22 protein-coding genes and 1 pseudogene are annotated in these 20947 nt (G+C 62.0%); 13 read left to right on the forward strand and 10 right to left on the reverse strand.

The window, feature by feature from the left end; translation table 11 throughout:
* Window positions 1–64 precede the first annotated feature (64 nt).
* From C7T36_RS27240 to C7T36_RS27250, 3 genes are all read left to right on the forward strand, one after another.
* Window positions 65–1519, forward strand: coding sequence for an NCS2 family permease (locus tag C7T36_RS27240; RefSeq protein WP_045069015.1), 1455 nt, complete (start codon window positions 65–67; stop codon window positions 1517–1519).
* 63 nt (window positions 1520–1582) lie between these two features.
* Window positions 1583–2014 carry a MarR family winged helix-turn-helix transcriptional regulator gene (locus tag C7T36_RS27245; protein ID WP_033234097.1) on the forward strand — a complete coding sequence of 144 codons (432 nt, stop codon included), beginning with the start codon at window positions 1583–1585 and terminating at the stop codon, window positions 2012–2014.
* Window positions 2015–2104: 90 nt separating this feature from the next.
* Window positions 2105–3412, forward strand: a complete 1308-nt coding sequence (locus C7T36_RS27250) for an MFS transporter (protein ID WP_033234364.1) — start codon at window positions 2105–2107, stop codon at window positions 3410–3412.
* Here C7T36_RS27250 and C7T36_RS27255 read toward each other — a convergent pair.
* The gene (locus tag C7T36_RS27255; protein ID WP_033234098.1) at window positions 3396–3944 is read right to left on the reverse strand and encodes a hypothetical protein; all 549 of its coding nucleotides are present in this window, start codon (window positions 3942–3944) and stop codon (window positions 3396–3398) included. The two genes, C7T36_RS27250 and C7T36_RS27255, sit on opposite strands and share 17 nt — an antisense overlap.
* Window positions 3945–4011: 67 nt before the next feature.
* Between C7T36_RS27255 and C7T36_RS27260 the strand changes: the two genes are divergently transcribed.
* The 3 genes from C7T36_RS27260 to C7T36_RS27270 are packed head-to-tail and all read left to right on the forward strand — an operon-like array spanning window position 4012 to window position 5712.
* Window positions 4012–4620 carry a TetR/AcrR family transcriptional regulator gene (locus C7T36_RS27260; protein WP_033234099.1) on the forward strand — a complete coding sequence of 203 codons (609 nt, stop codon included), beginning with the start codon at window positions 4012–4014 and terminating at the stop codon, window positions 4618–4620.
* Between the two features lie 31 nt (window positions 4621–4651).
* Complete coding sequence (locus tag C7T36_RS27265) at window positions 4652–5458, forward strand: RNA methyltransferase (RefSeq protein WP_045069787.1); 807 nt, start codon at window positions 4652–4654, stop codon at window positions 5456–5458.
* Complete coding sequence (locus C7T36_RS27270) at window positions 5458–5712, forward strand: DUF2537 domain-containing protein (protein ID WP_033234100.1); 255 nt, start codon at window positions 5458–5460, stop codon at window positions 5710–5712. Before C7T36_RS27265 ends, C7T36_RS27270 begins: the two co-directional genes overlap by 1 nt.
* A gap of 3 nt (window positions 5713–5715) precedes the next feature.
* Here C7T36_RS27270 and C7T36_RS27275 read toward each other — a convergent pair whose 3' ends face one another.
* From C7T36_RS27275 to C7T36_RS30685, 6 genes and pseudogenes are all read right to left on the reverse strand, one after another.
* Window positions 5716–6708, reverse strand: a complete 993-nt coding sequence (locus tag C7T36_RS27275) for a DUF6928 family protein (RefSeq protein WP_072782607.1) — start codon at window positions 6706–6708, stop codon at window positions 5716–5718.
* A gap of 90 nt (window positions 6709–6798) precedes the next feature.
* Window positions 6799–7773 carry a septation protein SepH gene (sepH, locus tag C7T36_RS27280; RefSeq protein ID WP_045069018.1) on the reverse strand — a complete coding sequence of 325 codons (975 nt, stop codon included), beginning with the start codon at window positions 7771–7773 and terminating at the stop codon, window positions 6799–6801.
* Window positions 7774–7963: 190 nt separating this feature from the next.
* Entirely contained in the window at window positions 7964–9091 is a 1128-nt protein-coding gene (gene serC / locus C7T36_RS27285) for a phosphoserine transaminase (protein ID WP_033234102.1), read from the reverse strand.
* Window positions 9092–9388: 297 nt separating this feature from the next.
* On the reverse strand, window positions 9389–9901 hold the full coding sequence (locus tag C7T36_RS27290) for a VOC family protein (protein ID WP_045069020.1): 513 nt from the start codon (window positions 9899–9901) through the stop codon (window positions 9389–9391).
* Complete coding sequence (locus tag C7T36_RS27295) at window positions 9898–10368, reverse strand: nuclear transport factor 2 family protein (protein WP_045069022.1); 471 nt, start codon at window positions 10366–10368, stop codon at window positions 9898–9900. The genes C7T36_RS27290 and C7T36_RS27295 overlap by 4 nt, the downstream gene beginning before the upstream one ends.
* Window positions 10369–10406: 38 nt before the next feature.
* A pseudogene (locus C7T36_RS30685) lies at window positions 10407–10573 on the reverse strand (SDR family mycofactocin-dependent oxidoreductase); the annotation flags it as partial.
* 312 nt (window positions 10574–10885) lie between these two features.
* Between C7T36_RS30685 and C7T36_RS27305 the strand changes: the two are divergent.
* The gene (locus tag C7T36_RS27305; RefSeq protein ID WP_045069028.1) at window positions 10886–11662 is read left to right on the forward strand and encodes an SDR family NAD(P)-dependent oxidoreductase; all 777 of its coding nucleotides are present in this window, start codon (window positions 10886–10888) and stop codon (window positions 11660–11662) included.
* A gap of 47 nt (window positions 11663–11709) precedes the next feature.
* Window positions 11710–12462: an amino acid ABC transporter ATP-binding protein gene (locus C7T36_RS27310; RefSeq protein WP_052683591.1), complete on the forward strand. Its 753-nt coding sequence runs from the start codon at window positions 11710–11712 to the stop codon at window positions 12460–12462.
* A gap of 178 nt (window positions 12463–12640) precedes the next feature.
* Here the strand turns inward: C7T36_RS27310 and C7T36_RS27315 are convergent, their stop codons facing one another.
* On the reverse strand, window positions 12641–13768 hold the full coding sequence (locus C7T36_RS27315; protein ID WP_033234104.1) for a citrate synthase 2: 1128 nt from the start codon (window positions 13766–13768) through the stop codon (window positions 12641–12643).
* 245 nt (window positions 13769–14013) lie between these two features.
* On the opposite strand from C7T36_RS27315, the gene pdxH reads away from it, so the two are divergent.
* The 5 genes from pdxH (at window position 14014) to C7T36_RS27340 (ending at window position 19081) form a co-directional block, all read left to right on the forward strand.
* Window positions 14014–14727 (forward strand): pyridoxamine 5'-phosphate oxidase, encoded by a 714-nt coding sequence (gene pdxH / locus C7T36_RS27320; RefSeq protein ID WP_045069790.1) that lies wholly within the window; start codon window positions 14014–14016, stop codon window positions 14725–14727.
* Window positions 14724–15989, forward strand: coding sequence for an MFS transporter (locus C7T36_RS27325; protein ID WP_045069031.1), 1266 nt, complete (start codon window positions 14724–14726; stop codon window positions 15987–15989). The genes pdxH and C7T36_RS27325 overlap by 4 nt, the downstream gene beginning before the upstream one ends.
* Before the next feature lie 40 nt (window positions 15990–16029).
* A complete protein-coding gene (locus tag C7T36_RS27330; protein WP_045069034.1) occupies window positions 16030–16977 on the forward strand; it encodes an aldose 1-epimerase family protein in 948 nt (315 codons plus the stop codon).
* Window positions 16978–17382: 405 nt separating this feature from the next.
* Window positions 17383–18681 (forward strand): citrate synthase, encoded by a 1299-nt coding sequence (locus C7T36_RS27335; protein WP_033234107.1) that lies wholly within the window; start codon window positions 17383–17385, stop codon window positions 18679–18681.
* A gap of 37 nt (window positions 18682–18718) precedes the next feature.
* Window positions 18719–19081 carry an FKBP-type peptidyl-prolyl cis-trans isomerase gene (locus C7T36_RS27340; protein WP_003940440.1) on the forward strand — a complete coding sequence of 121 codons (363 nt, stop codon included), beginning with the start codon at window positions 18719–18721 and terminating at the stop codon, window positions 19079–19081.
* A gap of 91 nt (window positions 19082–19172) precedes the next feature.
* Here C7T36_RS27340 and C7T36_RS27345 read toward each other — a convergent pair whose 3' ends face one another.
* Window positions 19173–19934 (reverse strand): ABC transporter permease, encoded by a 762-nt coding sequence (locus tag C7T36_RS27345; protein WP_045069042.1) that lies wholly within the window; start codon window positions 19932–19934, stop codon window positions 19173–19175.
* Window positions 19931–20884 (reverse strand): ATP-binding cassette domain-containing protein, encoded by a 954-nt coding sequence (locus tag C7T36_RS27350; protein ID WP_045069044.1) that lies wholly within the window; start codon window positions 20882–20884, stop codon window positions 19931–19933. Before C7T36_RS27350 ends, C7T36_RS27345 begins: the two co-directional genes overlap by 4 nt.
* Window positions 20885–20947 lie beyond the last annotated feature (63 nt).

Genomic DNA, 20947 nt, shown 5'->3' on the forward strand with positions numbered 1-20947 from the left:
CCTTCGTACGCCGGCACACGGCGGCGCAAGAACACCGGCGACCTATGACAGCGATGGGAAAAAGATGGCGGCACCCGGGAAAATTCTCGATACGTATTTCAAGATCAGTGAACGCGGATCAACGATCTCCACGGAGGTTCGCGGCGGTGTTGTCTCGTTTGTCGCGATGGCGTACATCGTGGTTCTCAACCCGCTGATCCTCGGTAGCTTCTCGGCGGATGACGCCGTCGCAAAGACCGACGTCATCGGAAACATTCTGCCGGTCAACCAGGTGGCTGCGGTCACCGCCCTGGTTGCCGGTCTGATGAGCATCGCGTTCGGCATCATCGCGAACTATCCGTTTGCGATCGCGGCCGGCCTCGGTATCAACAGCCTGCTCGCCGTCACGATCGCCCCGCAGGTCACGTGGCCGGAAGCCATGGGCCTGGTGGTCATCGACGGCATCATCATCGTCGTGTTGGCGCTCACCGGTTTCCGGACCGCCGTGTTCAACGCGATTCCCAATGCACTCAAATCGGCCATTGCCGCCGGTATCGGCATGTTCATCGCGTTCATCGGTCTGGTCGACGCCGGATTCGTCCGTCGGATCCCCGACGCCGCAGGTACGACGGTCCCCGTCGGGCTCGGTATCAACGGTTCCATCGCGTCGTGGCCGACTGCGGTCTTCATCTTCGGTGTTCTCATCATGGGTGTGCTCGTGGTGCGCAAGGTTCGTGGTGGCCTGCTCATCGGCATCATCGCCACGACCATCCTGGCTGCGATCATCGAAGCGGTTGCAGAGGTCGGACCGTCGCTCGGAACCAACCCCAAGGGCTGGAACCTCAGCGTTCCCGCGATCCCCGACATGTTCGGTGGCATGCCCGACCTGAGCCTGGTCGGGGACTTCAGTCTCTTCGGCGCGTTCACCCGAATCGGTGTTCTGGCAGCCAGCCTGCTCGTGTTCACACTCGTTCTCGCGAACTTCTTCGACGCCATGGGCACGATGACGGGACTCGGCAAGGAAGCCGGATTGACGGACAAGGACGGCAACCTCCCCAATGTGGGTAAGGCGCTCGTCGTGGAAGGCGCCGGTGCCATCGTCGGTGGTGGCGCGTCTGCGTCGTCGAACACGGTGTTCGTGGAGTCGGCGTCCGGTATCGCGGAAGGCGCTCGGACCGGCCTGGCAAATGTTGTGACGGGTCTACTGTTCCTGGTCGCGATGTTCCTGACACCGCTGTATTCGGTGGTGCCGATCGAAGCCGCAGCGCCGGCCCTCGTCATCGTCGGCGCACTGATGATCGGTCAGGTCCGAGACATCGACTTCACGCAGTTCTCGGTTGCGCTTCCCGCGTTCCTGACGATGATCGTGATGCCGTTCACCTACTCGATCGCCAACGGCATCGGCGTCGGATTCATCTCCTGGGTGGTTCTGCACGCTGCTACCGGCGGTGCCAAGAAGATCCACCCGTTGCTGTGGATCGTTGCGGCACTGTTCGTCGCGTACTTCACTGTCGGGCCGATTACCGACGCACTGACGTAAACCTGCAACTGGCTGGTAACCGATAACCCGGCTACCGGCCAGTTGTTGACGTATTGTTCTCGCGTGACCACCGAAACTCGAGCGCTCGCCAGTGATCTGTCATTGGCGGTTGTGCGTCTGAGCAGGCATCTGCGAGGACGACGGGCCGACGCGCAGGTATCCCTGACACAGCTCTCGGCTGTGGCGACACTCTCGCAAGAGGGACCAATGACCCCAGGTGCACTCGCGGCGCGTGAGAAGGTGCAGCCGCCGTCGATGACCAGGGTGGTGGCGTCCCTCGCAGAACTGGGGTTGGTGCAGCGTTCACCCCATCCCACGGACGGTCGTCAGATCATCGTGAGCTTGTCCGACGCAGGTAATGCGCTACTCGCTGACGAGACCCACGCGCGTGAGGCTTGGATGAACGAGCGACTTTCCGACTTGAGCGCCGAAGATCTGGCAACACTTCGCGGTGCTGTCGAGATCATCACAAAGATCGTCAGCGCCTCCGAATAACCGCTTTCCATGGTGTCGCGGTGAGGTAGTTGCTCACGCGAATGATCGCAGGAGCAAGATGGGGTAGTGCCCCGTGACCCCGAATCCGGCATGTTTGCCGCACTCCGCAACCGAAACTACCGTCTCTGGGCGTCCGGGCAGATCGTGTCCCTGGTCGGAACGTGGATGCAACGCATCGCTCAGGACTGGCTGGTTCTGACGCTGTCCGACGGTAATGCACTGGCAGTCGGCATCGTCATGGCATTGCAGTTCGGGCCGACGCTGTTCTTGTCCGTGTGGGGCGGTGTCCTTGCCGATCGGTACGACAAGCGGCGCATTCTCATCTTCACACAGTGGGCGAGCGCGTTGTGCGCCCTGGTGATGGGCGTCCTGGACGTCGGCGGGTTCGTTGCTCTGTGGCACGTGTATCTGATCGCGTTTGCCCTTGGCTGTGTATCGGCGGTGGATGCGCCGGTGCGCCAGTCGTTCACCATCGAAATGGTGGGCAAAGAGCATCTGTCCAACGCAATTGCGTTGAACTCCATGACTTTCAACACAGCACGCATTATCGGTCCGGCCATTTCCGGGGTGCTGATCAATCTGATCGGTACGGGTTGGGTCTTCCTGCTCAACGTCGCCACCTTCGGTGGTGTGCTTGTCGCATTAGCACTGATGAATGCGAAGGAATTGATCCCGTCGGAACCGACGCCGCGCGCCAAGGGACAGGTGCGTGACGGATTCCGATATGTGTGGGGCCGTAAGGACCTGCGGGTCATCATGGTGTCGGTTTTCATGGTCTCGACGTTCGGCCTGAACTTTCCGATCAGCCTCGCGGTGATGGCGCGCACTACGTTCGATCGCGGCGCCGACGCCTACGGATTGCTCTCCACCACACTCGCTGTGGGTACCTTGGCCGGCGCCGCGTATGCCGCCAGACGCAAGGACGCTCCGCGCCTGCGAACGTTCCTCAGCGCGGCAGCGGCGTTCGGTCTCTTCGAAATCGCTGTCGGGTTGATGCCCACGTACCCCCTGGTGGCGTTGATGCTGATTCCCACCGGCGCACTGACGCTGACCTTCACGACGTCGGCGATGAACATCCTGCAGATGTCGGTGCCGTCGGAGATGCGGGGGCGGGTGATGGGTATCTACATGCTCAGCTTCCTCGGTGGCACCCCACTTGGCAGTCCGATGCTGGGTTGGTTGGCCGACGCCGTGGATCCGCGGGCACCGTTGATCATCGGTGGCGCGATCTCGCTGGTGTCCGCCTCCCTGGCCGGGATATATCTCCTACGCAGCGAAGGCCTCAAACTGCGATTGAAAATGCCCGACGACGGCGGACGCCTGCCGGTGTTCGACCTGCGTCCTGCCGTCGTCTGTGATGCGACCGAGCAAGCGGTGGAAGCTAACCGCGCACCGTGAGCTTTTCTCTCTTCGGAAAAACGGTGTAGCTGAGGGCGATTGCGCCCCACACTGCGAGAACCACGGTGAGTGTGCGGACCCAACTGCTCAGTGCGTCGGTGCGAGAGGCGTCGCCGACAAGGACGATCGCGGCGGTGAGCAGGGCGCACGAGATGGCCCAGGCCAATGCTGCTTTCCCGAATTCACGCCACTCTCGGATCGCTCGCGGCGTCCCGTATTTCGGAGGCGCGACGGGCTTCGGTCCACCGGCAAATCGGTAGGCGAATCGCGCGTCGGCCCACGAGATGAGGCTGTGCCCGAACGCAATGGATACACCGATGTAGGCGGCCGCCAGTCCGTGGCTGGCGTTTGCCTGCCCGCCGCCGCGCAGATCGAGGGCTGTGGCGACCAGAAGTACGACGTCGACCAGGGGAGCGCAGATCAAGAGGCCAGCGCCGACGCCGGGTTTCCGGAACAGGTAGCGAGCAGTCAATCCTGCGGCGATGAAAACCCAGAACATGATCTCGCAGGCAACGATGAGTGTGACGATCATGGGAACTCGTTTCTAGTACGACTGTGTTAGTAATTGGAAACTAGCACAGCTGTGTTAATTTTGTGAAGTGGTGAAACGACCCAGTTCCGAAGAGCGCCGTGAACAGATCGCGGAAGCTGTCTGGCGTGTGATCAGACGCGACGGAATGGCCGCCGCCAGTGTCCGTACCGTCGCCGACGAGGCGGGCATGTCCACGGGCTCCCTGCGCCACTTCTTCGCGACTCAATCCGAGCTCTTGCTCTTTGCCATGGAATTGGTTTCCGTCCGCGTCGAGAATCGAATCGCAGGCATCGAGTTCGATCCCGACATCAGGCGGGCGATACGGCAATTTGCCGAACAATTTGTTCCCCTCGACGCCGACCGCCGCGAAGAGATGCAGGTCTGGGAGGCATTCGCCGCGGCATCGCGAACAGAACCGGACTTGGCGGTGGTCCGGGAGCGGACGGATCGAACCCTGTTCGGGCACTTCCGTCAGTTCGTCGAGGCGTTGAGTGATTCAGGTTTTCTTCGGTCCGGCAGTTCCATCGACAGCGAAGCAATGCGCCTGCACGCGCTGGTCGACGGGCTTGCCGCGCACGGTGTCAACAATCCGGAGAGGGTGAACCCGGCCGCAATCACCGAAGTGCTCGACGCCCATTTCGATTCGCTGATCACCGCAGCCGGGAGCAGTGACTGAGGACGGCATCCGATACGGCACCATAGAAGCCGTGGTTCACGTCATCGATATCTCAGATCCAGCCGATTCCCGGTTGGATGACTTTCGCGATCTCAACTCCTCCGATCGCCGACCCGACCTCCCCGAAGGAAAGGGTTTGGTCATCGCGGAGGGGGTATTTGTCACCCAGCGACTGCTGACCTCGCGTTTCGAGCCGATCAGTCTCCTCGGAGTCGATCGCCGACTGCAGGAACTTGCCGAGGACCTCGACGGTGTTGATGTTCCCTTCTATCGAACCAGCGCGGAGGTGATGGCAGAAGTGGTCGGATTCCATCTCAACCGTGGAGTGCTTGCCGCGGCTGCCAGGCCGACGCCGCTGGCTGTCTCGGACATCCTGCAGGACGCCCGAACAATTGCCATTCTCGAAGGCGTCAACGATCACGAAAACCTCGGCTCGATGTTTCGCAACGCCGCGGGGCTCGGAGTCGACGCCGTACTTTTCGGAAAGGGCTGTGCCGATCCGCTGTACCGCCGCTCGGTCCGAGTGTCCATGGGGCACGTACTGCGAGTTCCGTTTGCCCATGTCGAGAAGTGGCCGTACGACCTGGAAGAGCTGCGCAGCAACGGTTTTCAGCTCATCTCGCTAACGCCCAATCCGGAGGCCGTGACGCTGGCCGAAGCGATGACCGGAGACAAGGTAGCCCTGTTGCTCGGCGCCGAAGGTCCTGGCCTGACCGAACATGCCATGCGTGCGACGGATATTCGCGCCAAAATCCCCATGGCGCCGGGTACGGATTCACTCAACGTCGCCACCGCCGCCGCAATGGCCTTCTATGAACGAGTCAGGACCCGGCAGTAATGCCGACCGGAACTCCCTGGTTTACCGGTGTCGCGGTATCGATTTTTGCCGCAATGCTGTCCACTGCCGCGGTAGGCGCGTTCAGCCAGGGCCTGGCACACGTCAACGTGTTTCTTGCCGTTGCGGTCAACGTCATCGCAGTGGCGGGCCTGGCTCCCACCGTGTGGCGGTGGCGGGCCGTCCCCATCTGGCGATGGGTGGTTTACGGTGCGGTAGCGGGTATTCCGTTGGGGTGGATAGCCGCGATCGCCTGAATCTCAGTGGAAGCCGAAGTATCGGGCCAGTCGGCTTCGCTTCTTCGGCTCGGGAGTTGGAGCCTCAGCAGTTGGAGCCTCAGGAATTTGAGCCCGGGGGACTTCCGGCGCGTCGGTGAAATCAGGTTGAGGGGGCTCAGCTGCGACGGGTGTCGGGGGCTTCGGTTCCCTTGCCTTCGGTTCTGTTATCGGTGGATCTGGTTCGGGCGCAACAGCAACCGGTTTTGCCGGCGGAACGGGTGTCGGAGCTGATTGTGGGATCTCAACTGGCTCTGGTGCTGGAGGCTTGGGCTTTGCCTGCTGCGCCTGCTCAGCCTGCTCAGGCTGCTCGGTTGTCGGCACCGTCGCCTTCGGGGCTTCCGACTTCTGGTGAATCTTGAATCCCCACAACAGGATTTGAGTCTTGTCGAGATCGCCCTCGTGCGGCGCACCCGTGTATCGGAATCCCAGCCACTCCGCGTTGGCGGCCTCGGCGAACTGCTGGGGGTGGAACGGCAGTGCTTGCGGATCGGGCAAAATGCCTGGGGGATAACGCAAGGGGTGCTTGCCCGACCAGTAGGGCAACTCCCAAGTCTGTGGGATGCCGATGTTCTCGACGATGTCGATCGGGAGTGCGCTGAACGAGCGTCGCAGCTGGCCGTTTTCCCAGATGGCAAAGGACCCTTGCGCGCGGTCGGGTGACGAGCTGACCAGGAAGGTGAGCGGCGCGTGCGGCGAAAGTAGCCAGGACTCAGGAAGTTCCGACGGAAGGCACGCGCTCAACTCTGCGCTGGCGACGACGCTGATGTTCTCGTAGGTGCCGATGAAGAGATAGCCGGGTTGTACGGTCGCAGCGATCGACAGCGGGTGTGGGCCGAGAGACTCGAACTCTTTGCCGGGGTGTAGTCGCTGCGCGATCGCGAGTGCCGCGGCCTGGTCGGGCTGCGGGTACAAACTCAGTTCAGCGCGAACGTCATTGTTGTCGACAAACCAAATTGTTGATACACGTGCAGCCACCGATCGCCCTCTCTCCTGAACCCTCGCTGCTTAGAAGAATACGACGAATCGGCCGGTAATCTTGCCTCCGGTCCGCTCCGGGCGGGAGCGTCAGCGGCCGCTGCTACGCACACCGAGGAGAACGTCGTCCCATGACGGAAGGGCGGGCTTTCCGCGCTTGTCCTTGGTCGACGATTGTTGCGGCGCTGCCTTGGGCGTGACGTCTTCGGCAGGTTCCGGGGTTTCTTCTTCTATCTGCGGCTCGGGCTCGGCTTCGACCTCTGCCTCGACCGTCGGAGCCTCCATGCGAGCCGGAGTCTCCACGCGAACCGGAGTGTCTACCCGAGCCGGGATTTCCGCGACGGGGGGTATTTCGGTGACAACCGTGACAGCGTCGTGAGTCTCGGCTTCAGGGTTGACTTCTTCGTCCGGTTCGAAGTTGTTATCGATCCGTGACAGTTCGGGACGCTCGAAGACCACCGGTGCCAGACCGCGCAATGGGCGGCCGAAATCCGGATCGATCAAGTCGAATGCAGTGTCGTCGAGCGCGACGATGGTTCCACCGTGCGCGTCCGGCTGATAGCGCCAATGTGCGGCGTTGGTGCTGCGCCCGGCCTGCCATTGCAGCTGAGCCACCCAGTGATTGTCCTCGTCGCGCCAGGCATCCCACGTGGCGTCGTCGATGGTGTGGCCGCGGGCACGAAATGCGTGAGTCACGATTTCCGCGAGCGTCGGCACGGTGGGTCCGTTGTCACGGATCGGGTGCCCACCCTGCGCCATTTCTGCTGCTCGGGAGCGTTCGAGAAGGACGGGGTATGCGTAGCGCTCGACCTTGCTGACCGGGATGCCGGCTTCCTTGGCGACCTGCTGGACGGAAGCGCCGGATCGGATACGGGCCTGGATTTCGCGGGGGCGGAGCTGGCTTTCGTTTTCGATCTCGATCTGGCCGAGTCGAGCTACATCACCCCGGCACGCTGCGCGCAGTTTGTCGTCGGCAGGGAGTCGAAATTTTTGGCCGGTTTCGGCGTCGGCGCACACCACATGCGATCCATCGGGTTCAAGTCCGATCACTCGAAGCTCTCGCACATTGACCTCCCTTATCGCGCCGGCTCGCGACTTTGCGCCGCAGTCAACTGTAATTCATTTGTGATGACCAGCCCGGCAGGACACTCCCGGCAGACCGGTCGCGTACGGATATCGACGCAATCACGCCGCCGACCTCGACTCGCGGATGGAGTCGAGGCCGGCGGCGTGATACGAGAACTACAGGCGTGGCTCAGCCGAGCTGCGAGACGACCCAGTCGATGCTCTTGGTGAGAGCGGTGACATCTTCGGGGTCGATGGCCGGGAACATGCCGACGCGCAACTGGTTGCGGCCGAGCTTGCGGTACGGCTCGGTGTCGACAATTCCGTTGGCGCGCAGGATCTTTGCAACCTCGGCTGCGTCGACGTCGTCGTTGAAGTCGATGGTGCCGACAACCTGCGAGCGGTGTGCCGGATCAGCGACGAACGGCGTTGCGAACTCGCTGGCCTCGGCCCAGTTGTACAGGCGTGAGGACGAGTCGGCGGTGCGTGCGGTGGCCCAGTCGAGGCCTCCGTTGCTGTTCATCCACTCGATCTGGTTGGCGAAGAGCAGCAGCGTTGCCAGTGCCGGAGTGTTGTACGTCTGATCCTTGGAGCTGTTGTCCACGGCGATGGGCAAGGACAGGAAGTCGGGGGTCCAGCGTCCCGAATCCTTGATCTCTGCGACACGCTCGAGGGCGGCCGGGCTCATCAGTGCGATCCACAGTCCACCGTCCGAAGCAAAGCACTTCTGCGGAGCGAAGTAGTAGATGTCCGAATCGGCGACGTTGACGGGCAGTCCGCCGGCGCCCGAGGTGGCGTCGATGGCGATCAGGGCGTTCTCCGAACCGGCGGGGCGGGAGACGGGGATCGCAACACCGGTCGAGGTCTCGTTGTGTGCCCAGCCGATGAGGTCGACAGACGGGTCGGAGACCGGTGCCGGTGCGCTGCCCGGATCAGCGGAGACGACGATCGGGTCACCGATGAACGGGTTGGCCTTGGCGACCGAAGCGAACTTGGAGCTGAACTCGCCGTTGGTCAGGTGCAGCGACTTCTCGCGGATGAGGCCGAATGCAGCGGCATCCCAGAACGCGGTGGTTCCGCCGTTGCCGAGGACAACCTCGTATCCCTCGGGGAGGGAGAACAGGTCGGCGAGACCGGAACGAACGCTGGCGACAACGTTCTTGACCGGCTTCTGGCGGTGGCTGGTGCCGAAGACCGAAGCGCCCACGTCGACCAGGGACTGCAGCTGCTCGGGGCGAACCTTGGAAGGACCGCAGCCGAAGCGTCCGTCAGCGGGCTTGAGATCGGCGGGGATGATCGGGGCGGTAGCGTCAGCCATTGGTCAGTGCGTCCTAAACGTCGAGGAACCTTTGCCGGGTTAGTTTAGACGGCTGCGGTGTCGTAGTGGACGGTCGAGGTGCTGCGGCGAGTGTCGAAACGCTTCGTGGGTCCGCAAAATGAGACCCCACCACGCATGAAACAAAAGCTCGAGTACAAGCCGGATGGCGAAAACTTGTTCCTTTGCTATGCGATCTGGAATGTCAACGGCATCTGAATTTTCAGATGCCGTTGACACGCAGAGAGCATCGCGCTCCCAATAAATGAGAACCGTCGTCCAGGGGAAGTGTTCCTACATTCAGCGAATCAGATTGAGGCCATTCCAGTTTCGAGTGAACTCCACGCCCTCGGCCAGCATCGCCGGCATGCTCGGATTCTTGATGTACTCGATGATCGTGCCCGGCATAGCCGCGGACTCGATGTAGGCCACGCTCGTGGATGACGTAGCCCCGGTGAAAACCACGGACAATCCACGCTCGGTGGCTTGGGCCAACTCCGCATCCAAGTCGTCGGTCAATCGCGCAACATGATGCAAGCCGATAAATTTCGTACCGTCGGCATTGTGGTAGGGCGAGGGACCTTCGCTGAGTACCTCGATCAACTCGACCTGAGTGCTTCCCGAGTACGCGAAGGCCGCGTTGATGACGATGTCGATATCTTGACCGCGATGGTTGCCTGCCATGTCGAGGTTGCGATAGATCTGCCATGGTCCGACACCGCTCTCTTCGAACCAGGCGTGTACCGCTTCGTCCAGGTTCGACACGAGATACCCAATTTGCATGAACGGTTCGATCGCCTTGTTTTGTGTCATAGCGAGCCACCTTCGTGCCCTTCCGGGTTTGCCGGTGCGGTCATGAGATGGCCGCTGAAATCGCCGACCAAATCGAGCAGCGAGTAGTCGCGGGACGTGAAACGCCATATCCCGCCTGTGCGCTCGAACTCGTCGTGGTACCGCCCGGCGGCGACTACCTGCAGCGGCAGTGCCGAAGTTGCTTGCAGCACAGTGTAATAGGAACGGCACGTCGCACGCCCGGCCTCGTCGTCGATCTCGAGGATGGGATTGGTGATGACATGTTTGGTGCGCGGCGTACCGTCGGCATGGATCTTTATGTTGGTACGCCACAGGTTCAGCAGGCCGGACTCGTCGAGTGCGTCGCCGCTACGGGTACGTATGGTCGCGTGCCGGAATAGCGCCGCGGCTTCTTCGAGTCGACCCCGGTCGATGTTCTCGGCGTATCGGTACAAGAGGTTCGTTATCTCAGTGGCGGAGTTACTCAATTTCCAGCCAGCTCTCTGGTGCAGGGTTGATGGTGTCAGTCGAGGTCCTCGACTGTTGCCATCGGGTACGTGACGGTCTCAGGGTTTTCGCACCGATCGACAATGATGATGTCGGCACCTCTTCGGCAAAAGACACTGCGTGAGGCCGTCCTTGGTCTCGTGTGGCTCCGGCGATCAGTGCAACTTTGCCTTCGAATTCGTCCATGAAGGTCCCTCTTTGTCGTGTGTGGCAGTGAGCCGTACTCGAATCAGTAAGCCAAAGGCTGTGGTTGGAGAGTCGGTGCATCTCGACTAGCGAGATGGAGCAGGGCAGAGGGGCGTTGACCCGTACGTGGGGCACGGGTCAAGGCCCATCGGGACCGTTGCCACGGGTTTAACCCGTTTGGGCAGACGCAGTGCAGGCGCACATGTTGATGCGAGTCCCTGATGCGATATCTCGTTCTTCGAGATGGCGCGTCTGGTCGTTCAGTTGCGGGACGAGTATGTCGTAATCAGCTGACCCGACCGAGAGGACATTATGGACCTGAGTGTGGAGCAATTTCGACTCGATGGGCGCACTGCTTTGGTGACCGGTTCGGGCCGAGGGGTAGGAGAAGGTATCGCCCGTGTTCTCGGAGCCTGCGGAGCAACAGTCATAGTGAACGATTTACACGCCGACAGGGCTCAGTCGGTCGCCGATGCCATCATCGCCAGCGGAGGATCGGCATTTTCGTCGGTGTTTGACGTGACAGACGCCGCCGCAGTGGAGCAGGCGATAACTGCGCTGGCCGACGACGGGGCCTCCGTCGATATTCTTGTTCACAATGCGGGCATCCCTGACATTGGCGCACGCCCGAATCAATTTGTCGACATGCCGGAGGCGGATTGGCAGCGGCAGATCGACCTCAACCTGTCTGCGATGATGCGAGTCGTCCAGGCGGTACTCCCTGGTCAACTCGCGAACGAGTGGGGCCGCATCATTCAGATATCCTCGGGTGCATCAACGCGAGGTCTTTCCATCGGGGTCTCGGCGTACGGTGCCGCCAAAGCAGGTTCGGAAGCGTTGATTCGACACCTCAGTGTCGAGTGTGGTTCGCGCGGAGTAACCGCGAATGCGTTGGCGTTGGGGATGATGGAGGGCCTCGGTGATGTTGACGACCCTGCGCTGGAGAGGATGATCCGTCAGATTCCGATCGGCAGGCTCGGTCGTGGCGCCGATGTCGGTGCAGCGATCCTCTGGCTTTGCAGCGAGGCAGGGGGCCTGGTCAACGGGCAGGTTATCCATCTTAACGGTGGAACGGTATTTGGACGCTAAACATTTCGGCTGATAACCAGCCGAAATTCTCGGATGTAACCCTCTCGGTGAGCCGGGGCGAAATTCTTGGACTCATCGGTCCGAGTGAAACCGGCAAGAGCACCCTTCTGAGGTGCATGAACCTACTCGAGATCCCTTCCTCGGGCGAAGTTCAGCTTGCCGGCCAAACGCTCTTCAAAGAGCGCACGCTGTTGAACGCGCGTGAGCTCATTGTGCTTCGCAGGTCACTGGGGATGGTGTTTCAGCACTTCAATCTCTTCCCGAATATGAATGCGCTCGAAAACGTGGTGCTCGCCCAAGTACGGGGGCTCGAGCGTAGCCGCGCCGAGGCAGAGGCTCGAGCAGTGGACCTGCTGACGCGAGTCGGACTAAAGGACGCGATGCGCCGAATGCCGTCCGAACTCTCAGGAGGCATGCAACAGCGCGTCGCGATCGCCCGCGCACTCGCACTCGATCCGAAAGTCCTTCTCCTTGACGAGCCCACCTCGGCCATCGACCCGGAGCTGCGCATCGAAGTGGGGTCGGTGGTTTCGGAGCTGGCAGAGAGCGGCGTGACGATGGTGCTCGTGACCCACGAGCTCGATTTCGTCAGGAAAGTCGCTACGAAGGTTGCCGTTGCAGGCGTCTTGAGTGCTGGTCTGATTGCGACATTGTCGGCGTGTGCATCTGATGGGGGCATGAAACTCGTGGTCTTAGTCAAGGACGTGCCCGACACCTCCGGGGAGCGGACGCCGCGCGAAGAAAGTCGGCGAATTCTGGGGGTCGCAGAGGCCGCCGATGAGGGGCGGCACCACGGGTAACTCCCGTGTTCGTTGCCGATCTACATGGCGACCACGGACGTGGAACAACGTTCTGTTCCAGCAGATTCCGGCCGTGAAGGATGGACGTTCATTGTCCTAGGCAGCAACTCGACATAATTCAACCGGCCGGGTACCTCGTAGCGAGGTACCCGGCCGGTTGATTGTGCTGCGGAGAAACTTACGAGTGGCTGATCTGATCCCAGCCCTCGACGGACTCGGGAGTACGCGGTGCCGGGCCGGTGTAGATGGCTGCCGGGCGAACCAGTTTGCCGAGGCGCTTCTGCTCGAGGATGTGCGCACACCAACCAGCGGTGCGGCCACACGTGAACATGGCAGGCATCATGTGCGCGGGAACCTCGGCGAAGTCCAGGATGACGGCAGCCCAGAACTCGACGTTGGTCTCGATCGCGCGATCGGGACGACGCTCACGCAGTTCTGCCAGCGCTGCCTGCTCGAGAGCTGCGGCAGCTTCGTAGCGGGGAGCATTGAGGCGCTTCGCGGTAGCGCGGAGCACGCGGGCGCGGGGATCTTCGGCGCGGTAGACGCGGTGCCCGAAGCCCATCAGCTTTTCCTTGCGGTCGAGGATTCCCTTGACCAGTGCGCGGGCGTCGCCGGTCTTCTCGGTCTCTTCGATCATCGGGAGCACGCGGGCCGGTGCGCCGCCGTGCAGCGGGCCGGACATCGCGCCGATGGCGCCGGACAGTGAAGCGGCGACGTCGGCGCCGGTGGACGCGATGACGCGGGCCGTAAAGGTGGACGCGTTCATGCCGTGCTCGGCTGCCGAAACCCAGTACGCGTCGATTGCCTCGACGTGCGCGGGATCGGGCTCACCCTTCCATCGGACCATGAAGCGTTCGGTGACCGTCTTGGCCTCGTCGATGCGCTTCTGCGGAACTGCCGGCTGGTAGATGCCGCGAGCGGACTGCGCGACGTAAGACAGGGCCATGACGGACGCGCGGGCGAGCTGATCGCGAGCGGTGTCGTCGTCGATGTCGAGGAGCGGCTCGTAACCCCAGATGGGGGCCAGCATCGCAAGTCCGGCCTGGACGTCGACACGGACGTCACCGGTGTGGATGGGGAGGGGGAACGGCTCGGCCGGCGGCAGGCCGGGGCCGAAACGGCCGTCGACGAGCAGTGCCCAGACGTTGCCGAAGGTCACCTTCTGGCCGACCAGGTCTTCGATGTCGACGCCGCGGTAACGCAGTGCGCCGCCGTCCTTGTCAGGTTCGGCGATATCGCTGGTGAAGGCTACGACGCCTTCGAGTCCGCTCACAAAATCGTCCGGTATTGCTGCGCTCGCTGCCATTCTCGTGGACTCTCCTCGTTCGAGTGCGCCAGGTCTTCAGTCGCACTGCCTCAGCTTCCGTGACTGCGCCTAGGTGCTCGCAGGGATGAGCACGCACCGTGTTTCGTACTGCGCAATCGTCTGGTCCCGATTCGGCTGCTGTCGCTGGTGCGGCTCGCGGTTCGGATCGGGTCTAGCCACGGCAAACTTTAGCGCGTCCCGAGTAGTCGGTGGCCGGTTGGTACCCGGGAGTAGCGTTCTGGGCTGTGTCGAAGGAACGTCAGGACCCGGTGGTGGTGAACAGTGAACTCGCTGCGATGCGTGTGGGGTACCCGCAACCAGGCAGTGAATCGGAGGCCGTGCACGATCGGATGCGCGTCGAGTTGGACGTGAGTCAGGTTGCCGACGGTTGGTTGCCGCTGATGCGTCAGTGGCTGTTGGATGCCGTCGAGGCGGATGCGCCGGAACCGAATGCGATGACGCTTTCGACTCTCGGCGAGGACGGTCACCCCGCGTCGCGGACCGTGTTGTGCAAGGGGCTCTCCGAGGAGGGGGTCCTCTTCTTCACCAATTACGGTTCGGACAAGGCCAGGCAACTCGACGCCCATCCGTATGCGTCGGCCAATTTCACCTGGCTGACCCTGGCTCGCCAGGTCACTGTTCGAGGTGCAGTCGAGCATGTGAGTCCGCAAGTGACGCAGGAGTATTGGCGAACCCGTCCGCGAGGATCGCAGCTCGGAGCGTGGGCGTCCCATCAGTCGCAGCCCGTCGAATCACGCGCCGTCTTGGACGAACAACTCCGTGAGGTGGCCGCACGCTTCGGCATCGACGGAGAGATTCCCGTGCCGCCGCACTGGGGCGGGATTCTGATCCGGCCGGAGTCCGTCGAGTTCTGGCAGGGCCGCGCCAACCGTATGCACAATCGGGTCCGCACCACCGTCGTCGACGGTCAGTGGTCCGCAGTTCGTCTCCAACCGTGAGGCGGGTTCTCGCGGACACGACTCCGCTCGAAAATCTCGACTACCGCCGCCTGTGGACCGCCGGCATCGTCACCGTTATCGGCGCCCAGCTCAGTGTTGTGGCTGTTCCGCAACAGGTGTACGAGATCACGCGCAGTTCGGCCTATGTCGGTCTGACCGGAATCTTCGGTCTCGTCCCGCTGATCGTTTTCGGGTTGTGGGGCGGTGCCCTCGCCGACGTGATGGATCGGCGACGGCTCCTGATGATCACGTCGATCGGACTCGGCGTCACGTCGGTGCTGCTGTGGATACAGGCGGCGCTCGGTGTGAACAACGTGTGGCTCGTGCTTGTGCTTTTCTCCGTGCAGCAAGCGTTTTTTGCGGTCAATCAGCCGACACGGGCGGCAATCATTCCGAGGTTGATACCGGGTAGGCAACTGCCTGCCGCGAACTCGCTGAACATGACGGTTGTGCAGTTCGGCGCGATCGCTGGTCCGATGCTGGCCGGTGTGCTCATTCCGAGCGCCGGGCTGCAACTGCTGTATCTGCTCGACTCGATCTTCCTGCTCGCCACACTGTGGGCGGTGTGGAAGCTGCCGGCGATTCCGCCGACAGGCACGTCGCGACGGGCCGGTCTGAGCGAGGTCCTTGGCGGCTTTGCCTATCTGGCCACGCAGAAGGTGCTGCTCGCTTCGTTTGTCGTCGACATCATCGCGATGGTGTTCGGGATGTCGCGGGCACTGTTCCCGGAAATCGCGCACGAATCGTTCGGTGATCCCGTCACCGGCGGCTTTGCCCTCGGACTGTTGTTCGCCGCGATGTCGGCGGGAGCCGTTCTGGGCGGCGTGTTCTCGGGCTGGCTACCGCGGGTGGAGTACCAGGGGCGTGCTGTCTTGATCTGCATCGCGTTGTGGGGACTGTCGATGGTCGGTTTCGGTGTGGCCGTGTACTACGCCAGTCCCGGATCCAGCGTGCTTCTGCTCTGGGTGGCCGTCGCGTTCCTCGCGGTCGGTGGCGCCGTCGACATGATTTCAGCGGCGTTCCGCAGCACGATGCTCCAGCAGGTCGCGACGGACGACATGCGTGGTCGACTCCAAGGCGTCTTCATCGTGGTTGTCGCGGGTGGTCCGCGTATCGGCGACGTGGTGCACGGCGCTGCTGCCTTCCTGTTCGGAACGGGGGTGGCGGCGGCCGGCGGTGGCGTTTTGGTGGTAATCGGCGTTGTCGTGTCGGCGATCATGTTCCCGACATTCGTCGCTTACAGGGTGGGACGCGCCGTCTGACGTCCTAGTATGTGGGCGGTTTGTGGGGGAAACTGATTCCATGACGCAACCGCACAGCACGGGCAAGGGCGGCTTCGAGATCCGTGGTGGGGGTTATCGCGCCGAAATCGCGGCAGCCGGTGCAGGTTTGCGATTGCTTGATCACGAGGGGCCGTCCGGCAAACGTGCGCTCACCGAAACCTGGGAACTCGGATCGAAGCCGCCGCTGTCGGCCGGTTTGGTCCTGGCGCCATGGCCCAATCGGATTCGGGACGGGCACTTCATGTTCGACGGTATCGAGCATCAACTCGAGATCACCGAACCTGCCCTGAACAACGCCAGTCACGGGTTTGTGCGTCGTCGCAATTGGAGCCTCGTAGATCACACCTTCGATCGCGTCGAACTGTCGGTCGACGTGGGCCTGCACAAGGGCTGGCCGTATCCGCTTGCGCTGTCGATCGTCTACGCAGTGGACGAAACAGGATTGACGGTCACCCACACCGCGACCAACAAGGGCGCCACTCCGTCGCCCTTCGGACTTGGCACGCACCCGTTCATCCGCGTCGGTGATGTCCCACTCGACGAGTGCTCACTGCACCTGGCAGCGGGAACACGATTGCCGATCGATCCGGAGCGGATGCTGCCGAACGCGTATTCGCAGGCCGTCGAGGGCACGGATTTCGATTTCCGAACCCCGCGCCCACTCGAAGGTGTGCAGCTGGACACGCCGTTCAGTGCATTGGACGTGGTCGACGGTAGTGGCCGCACACAGCACGAATTGCTTGCGCCGGACGGGACCGGGACCGCACTGTGGACGACGCGCGAGTTTCCGTGGATTCAGGCCTTCATCGCTGATCCCGCAAACGGTAAGGGCTATCCCGACCGTGGTCGGGCCTTGGCGCTCGAACCGATGACATGCCCGCCGGACGCCTTCAACTCGGGAATCGACATGTTGATTCTCGGCCCAGGCGAAACGTGGTCCGGCGTATGGGGGATCCGTGCAATTTAATCCAGAGGATCGTGCTCTGTGATCTTGGGATCGAGCACTGGGTACTGTGATCCGTATCCCAGATAGTGGGAGGCTGTAACAAACGGCTGCGAAGTCTCGATAGTCGCGATTTGCCGAACACCGTTCGATTCGGCGGCACATTTTGCGCGGTGGGGCTGGATCTGTGAGGCGTTGCGCGAGAAGGAAAGTCCAGATCAAGGCCATGTGCGAATCGTGAAATGCGAGCTGGAGCACAGTACTTCGGCGCTCTGAAACCTGTTGCAGTTTCGGGGTATATGTCCGACACTGATCGACGTGCAAAACCCCCGTGGAGCGACCCTCCCTGGGCGCGTTGTGTTCGGTGCGACTAGTTTCTAGTTGATCGTATGTAGTTACTCGTTGGTTTGAGCTTGAGAGGGATCCTTCGTGCCCGCTGACAATGACACAAAGCCCACGCTTACTTACCCCGGTGGTGAGCACACGATGTCCATTGCCAGGGCAACCGAGGGCAATGACGGCATCGAACTGGGAAAGCTGCTGGCCGATACGGGGTACACCACCCTCGACCCCGGCTTTGTGAACACCGCATCCACCAGTTCCGCAATTACCTACATCGACGGCGAGAAGGGAATCCTGCGCTACCGCGGATACCCCATCGAGCAGTTGGCAGGTAAGTCCACCTTCATCGAAGTCAGCTACCTGCTGATCTACGGTGAACTCCCGACCGATGCACAACTCGAGTCCTTCACGGACCGCATCCGTCGCCACACTCTTCTGCACGAAGACCTCAAGCGGTTCTTCGACGGATTCCCGCGCAACGCACACCCGATGCCGGTTCTTTCCTCCGCAGTCAACGCGCTCTCCGCGTACTACCAGGATTCCCTGGATCCCGAGGATCCGGAACAGGTGGAACTCTCCACCATTCGTCTTCTCGCGAAGCTGCCGACCATCGCGGCCTACGCATACAAGAAGTCCGTCGGACAGCCGTTCCTGTACCCGGACAACTCGCTGAACCTGGTCGAGAACTTCATGCGCATGACGTTCGGTTTCCCGGCGGAGCCGTACCAGGGTGATCCCGAGATCGCCAAGGCACTCGACATGCTGCTCATCCTGCACGCAGACCACGAGCAGAACTGCTCCACGTCCACCGTGCGCATGGTCGGCTCTTCCGACGCGAACCTCTTCACCTCGGTGTCCGCCGGCATCAACGCACTGTGGGGCCCGCTGCACGGCGGCGCCAACCAGGCCGTGCTCGAGATGCTCGACGACATCAAGGCAAACGGCAGCACCGCAGCCGAGTTCGTCCGCAAGGTCAAGAACAAGGAAGACGGCGTGAAGCTCATGGGCTTCGGGCACCGCGTCTACCGCAACTACGACCCGCGCGCCGCGCTGGTCCGCGAGACCGCGCACAACATCCTCGGCAAGCTCGGCGGCGACGATGAACTGCTCAATATCGCCATGCAGCTCGAAGAGGCCGCCCTCACGGACGATTACTTCATCGAGCGCAAGCTGTACCCGAACGTCGACTTCTACACGGGTCTGATCTACCGCGCGATGGGCTTCCCGCCCCGCATGTTCACCGTGCTCTTCGCCATGGGCCGTCTGCCCGGCTGGATTGCGCACTGGCGTGAAATGCACGAGGATCCGGCTACGAAGATCGGCCGCCCGCGCCAGATTTACACCGGCTACACCGAGCGTGACTATCGGGATATAACCACCCGCTAGCCCCTGCCCACAATTTTCGCCTCAACGAGGAGGACCCATGAGTAGCAAGCCCGTAATCGAGTTCCAGGAAGGCCCCGCGCCGACCGATCTGGTCATCAAGGATCTGGTTGTCGGAGAAGGCGCCGAAGCCGTTCCCGGTGGCACCGTCGACGTTCACTACGTCGGTGTCGAGTTCGAGTCCGGTGAAGAGTTCGACTCTTCCTGGAGCCGTGGCGAGTCCATTCAGTTCCCGCTTCGTGGCCTGATCAAGGGTTGGCAGGACGGCATCCCGGGCATGAAGGTCGGCGGACGTCGCCAGCTCACCATTCCGCCGGAGCTGGCATACGGCCCGGCCGGTGCAGGACACCAGCTTTCCGGCAAGACCTTGGTCTTCGTGATCGATCTGCTGGACGCCAAGTAATTTACTGTGCGCCTTTATTAACCCCCCGCGGTTAATAAAGGCGCACAGCACAAGAGCCCCGCACCGTCAGGTGTGGGGCTTTCTTGTGTGGTCAGTGCGCCGTCTTTCGTCGGTAAAGCCAGTTCGACCACACAAATCCCACGGCGGCGATGCCCACGCACCACGCGAGCGCGATCACGGCACTGTTCCCGATCGGCGTGCCCATCAGGAGTCCGCGCACCGTCTCGATGATCGGCGTGACCGGCTGGTGACGGGCGAACCCCTGCAGCCACGACGGCATGGTCTCGGCCGGCACGAAGGCGGTGCTGACGTAAGGCAGGAACATGATGGCGAAGGTGAATCCGCTTGCTGCCTCCGGGTTCTGGGCCAGGAGCCCCAATGCCGTCGAGAGGTACGACATGGCGAATACGAAGGCGACGATCACGGCGGCGACGCCGAGCCAGCGCAACGGATCGCCGGTGGGCCGAAATCCCATGATCAGAGCGACGACGATCACGATCGCCGTCGTCAGGACGTTGCGGACGACGCTGGCCAGTACGTGCCCGGTCAAGACGGACGACGGAGAGATCGCCAGCGTCCGGAAACGGTCGATGATCCCGTCCTTCATGTCGCTCGAGACGCTGACGGCGGTGGTGGAGGCACCGAAACCGGCACACAGCAGAATGATGCCTGGCACGACATAGTCGATGTACTCGGTGCCGGTATTGATAGCGCCGCCGAAGACGTAGACGAACAGCAGCATGAGCATGACCGGCAGGGCTATCGCGGTGATCATCGAATCAGGGCTGCGGAGAACGTGTTTGAGATTTCGGCGAAGCATCACCGAGGAGTCGATTGTCATGGTGGAGGTCATCGAACGCTCGCAATCTCGGGTTGGCCCGATCCGGTGAGTGCGAAGAACACGTCGTCCAGATCCGGAGTGTGAACGGAGAACTTCTCGACGGTGATCGACGGGTCGTCAATCGAGTCGAGGATGGCTTTGATCGACGGCACCGTCCCGTCGGAAGGGATGTGCAGGGTCAGAATCTCGGCATTCGAATGTGCCTGCGGAAGTGACGCCGCGGCGAGATCGAGTTGAGCGAGGTTCTCGAATTGCAGCGCGACATGGCCGCCCGGAACCAGACGTTTGAGTTCGTCCGGTGTTCCCTCGGCGACCAGACGACCACCACTGAGCACACCGACGGTGTCGGCCAATTCGTCTGCCTCGTCGAGGTATTGGGTGGTGAGGAAGATCGTGACACCTGAAGCGGTGAGACCCCGAACTATCGACCACATTTCGTGGCGGCTTCTCGGGTCCAGGCCGGTGGTGGGTTCGTCGAGAAAAACGACGTCCGGTTTCGCAACGAGGCTCATCGCGATGTCGAGTCGTCTGAGCATACCGCCCGAGTAGTCGCCCGCTCGCTTGTCACCGAAGTCCGTCAGGTTGAACTGGTGGAGCAGTTCGTCGGCACGTCTTCGAGAGTTCTTCCGGCCCAGGTGATTCAGCTCGCCCAGGAGGGTCAGGTTCTCGGAGCCGGTCAACAGTGTGTCGACGGCCGCGTACTGCCCGGTGACGCTGATGCGTCGGCGAACGTTCCGTGGATCGCCGGGAAGCGAATGACCGGCCACAGTGACCTCGCCGGCGTCGAAGGGTATGAGGGTGGTGAGAATTCTTACGGCCGTTGTCTTTCCGGCGCCGTTCGCGCCGAGGAGCGCGTACACCGATCCGGCCGGGACCGACAGGTCGAGTCCGCCCAGAACCTGTTGATCGCCGTAGCGCTTGCGAAGTCCGCGGACCGAGATTGCGGGGATCGTTCCTGACATCGAGACCTCCAAGTGAGAACTGTGTATGGCATAAACTCGTGTTTATAGCGTACACAGTTCTAG

The sequence above is a fragment of the Rhodococcus sp. AD45-ID genome (genome assembly GCF_003023755.1).
Lineage (GTDB): Bacteria > Actinomycetota > Actinomycetes > Mycobacteriales > Mycobacteriaceae > Rhodococcus_F > Rhodococcus_F globerula.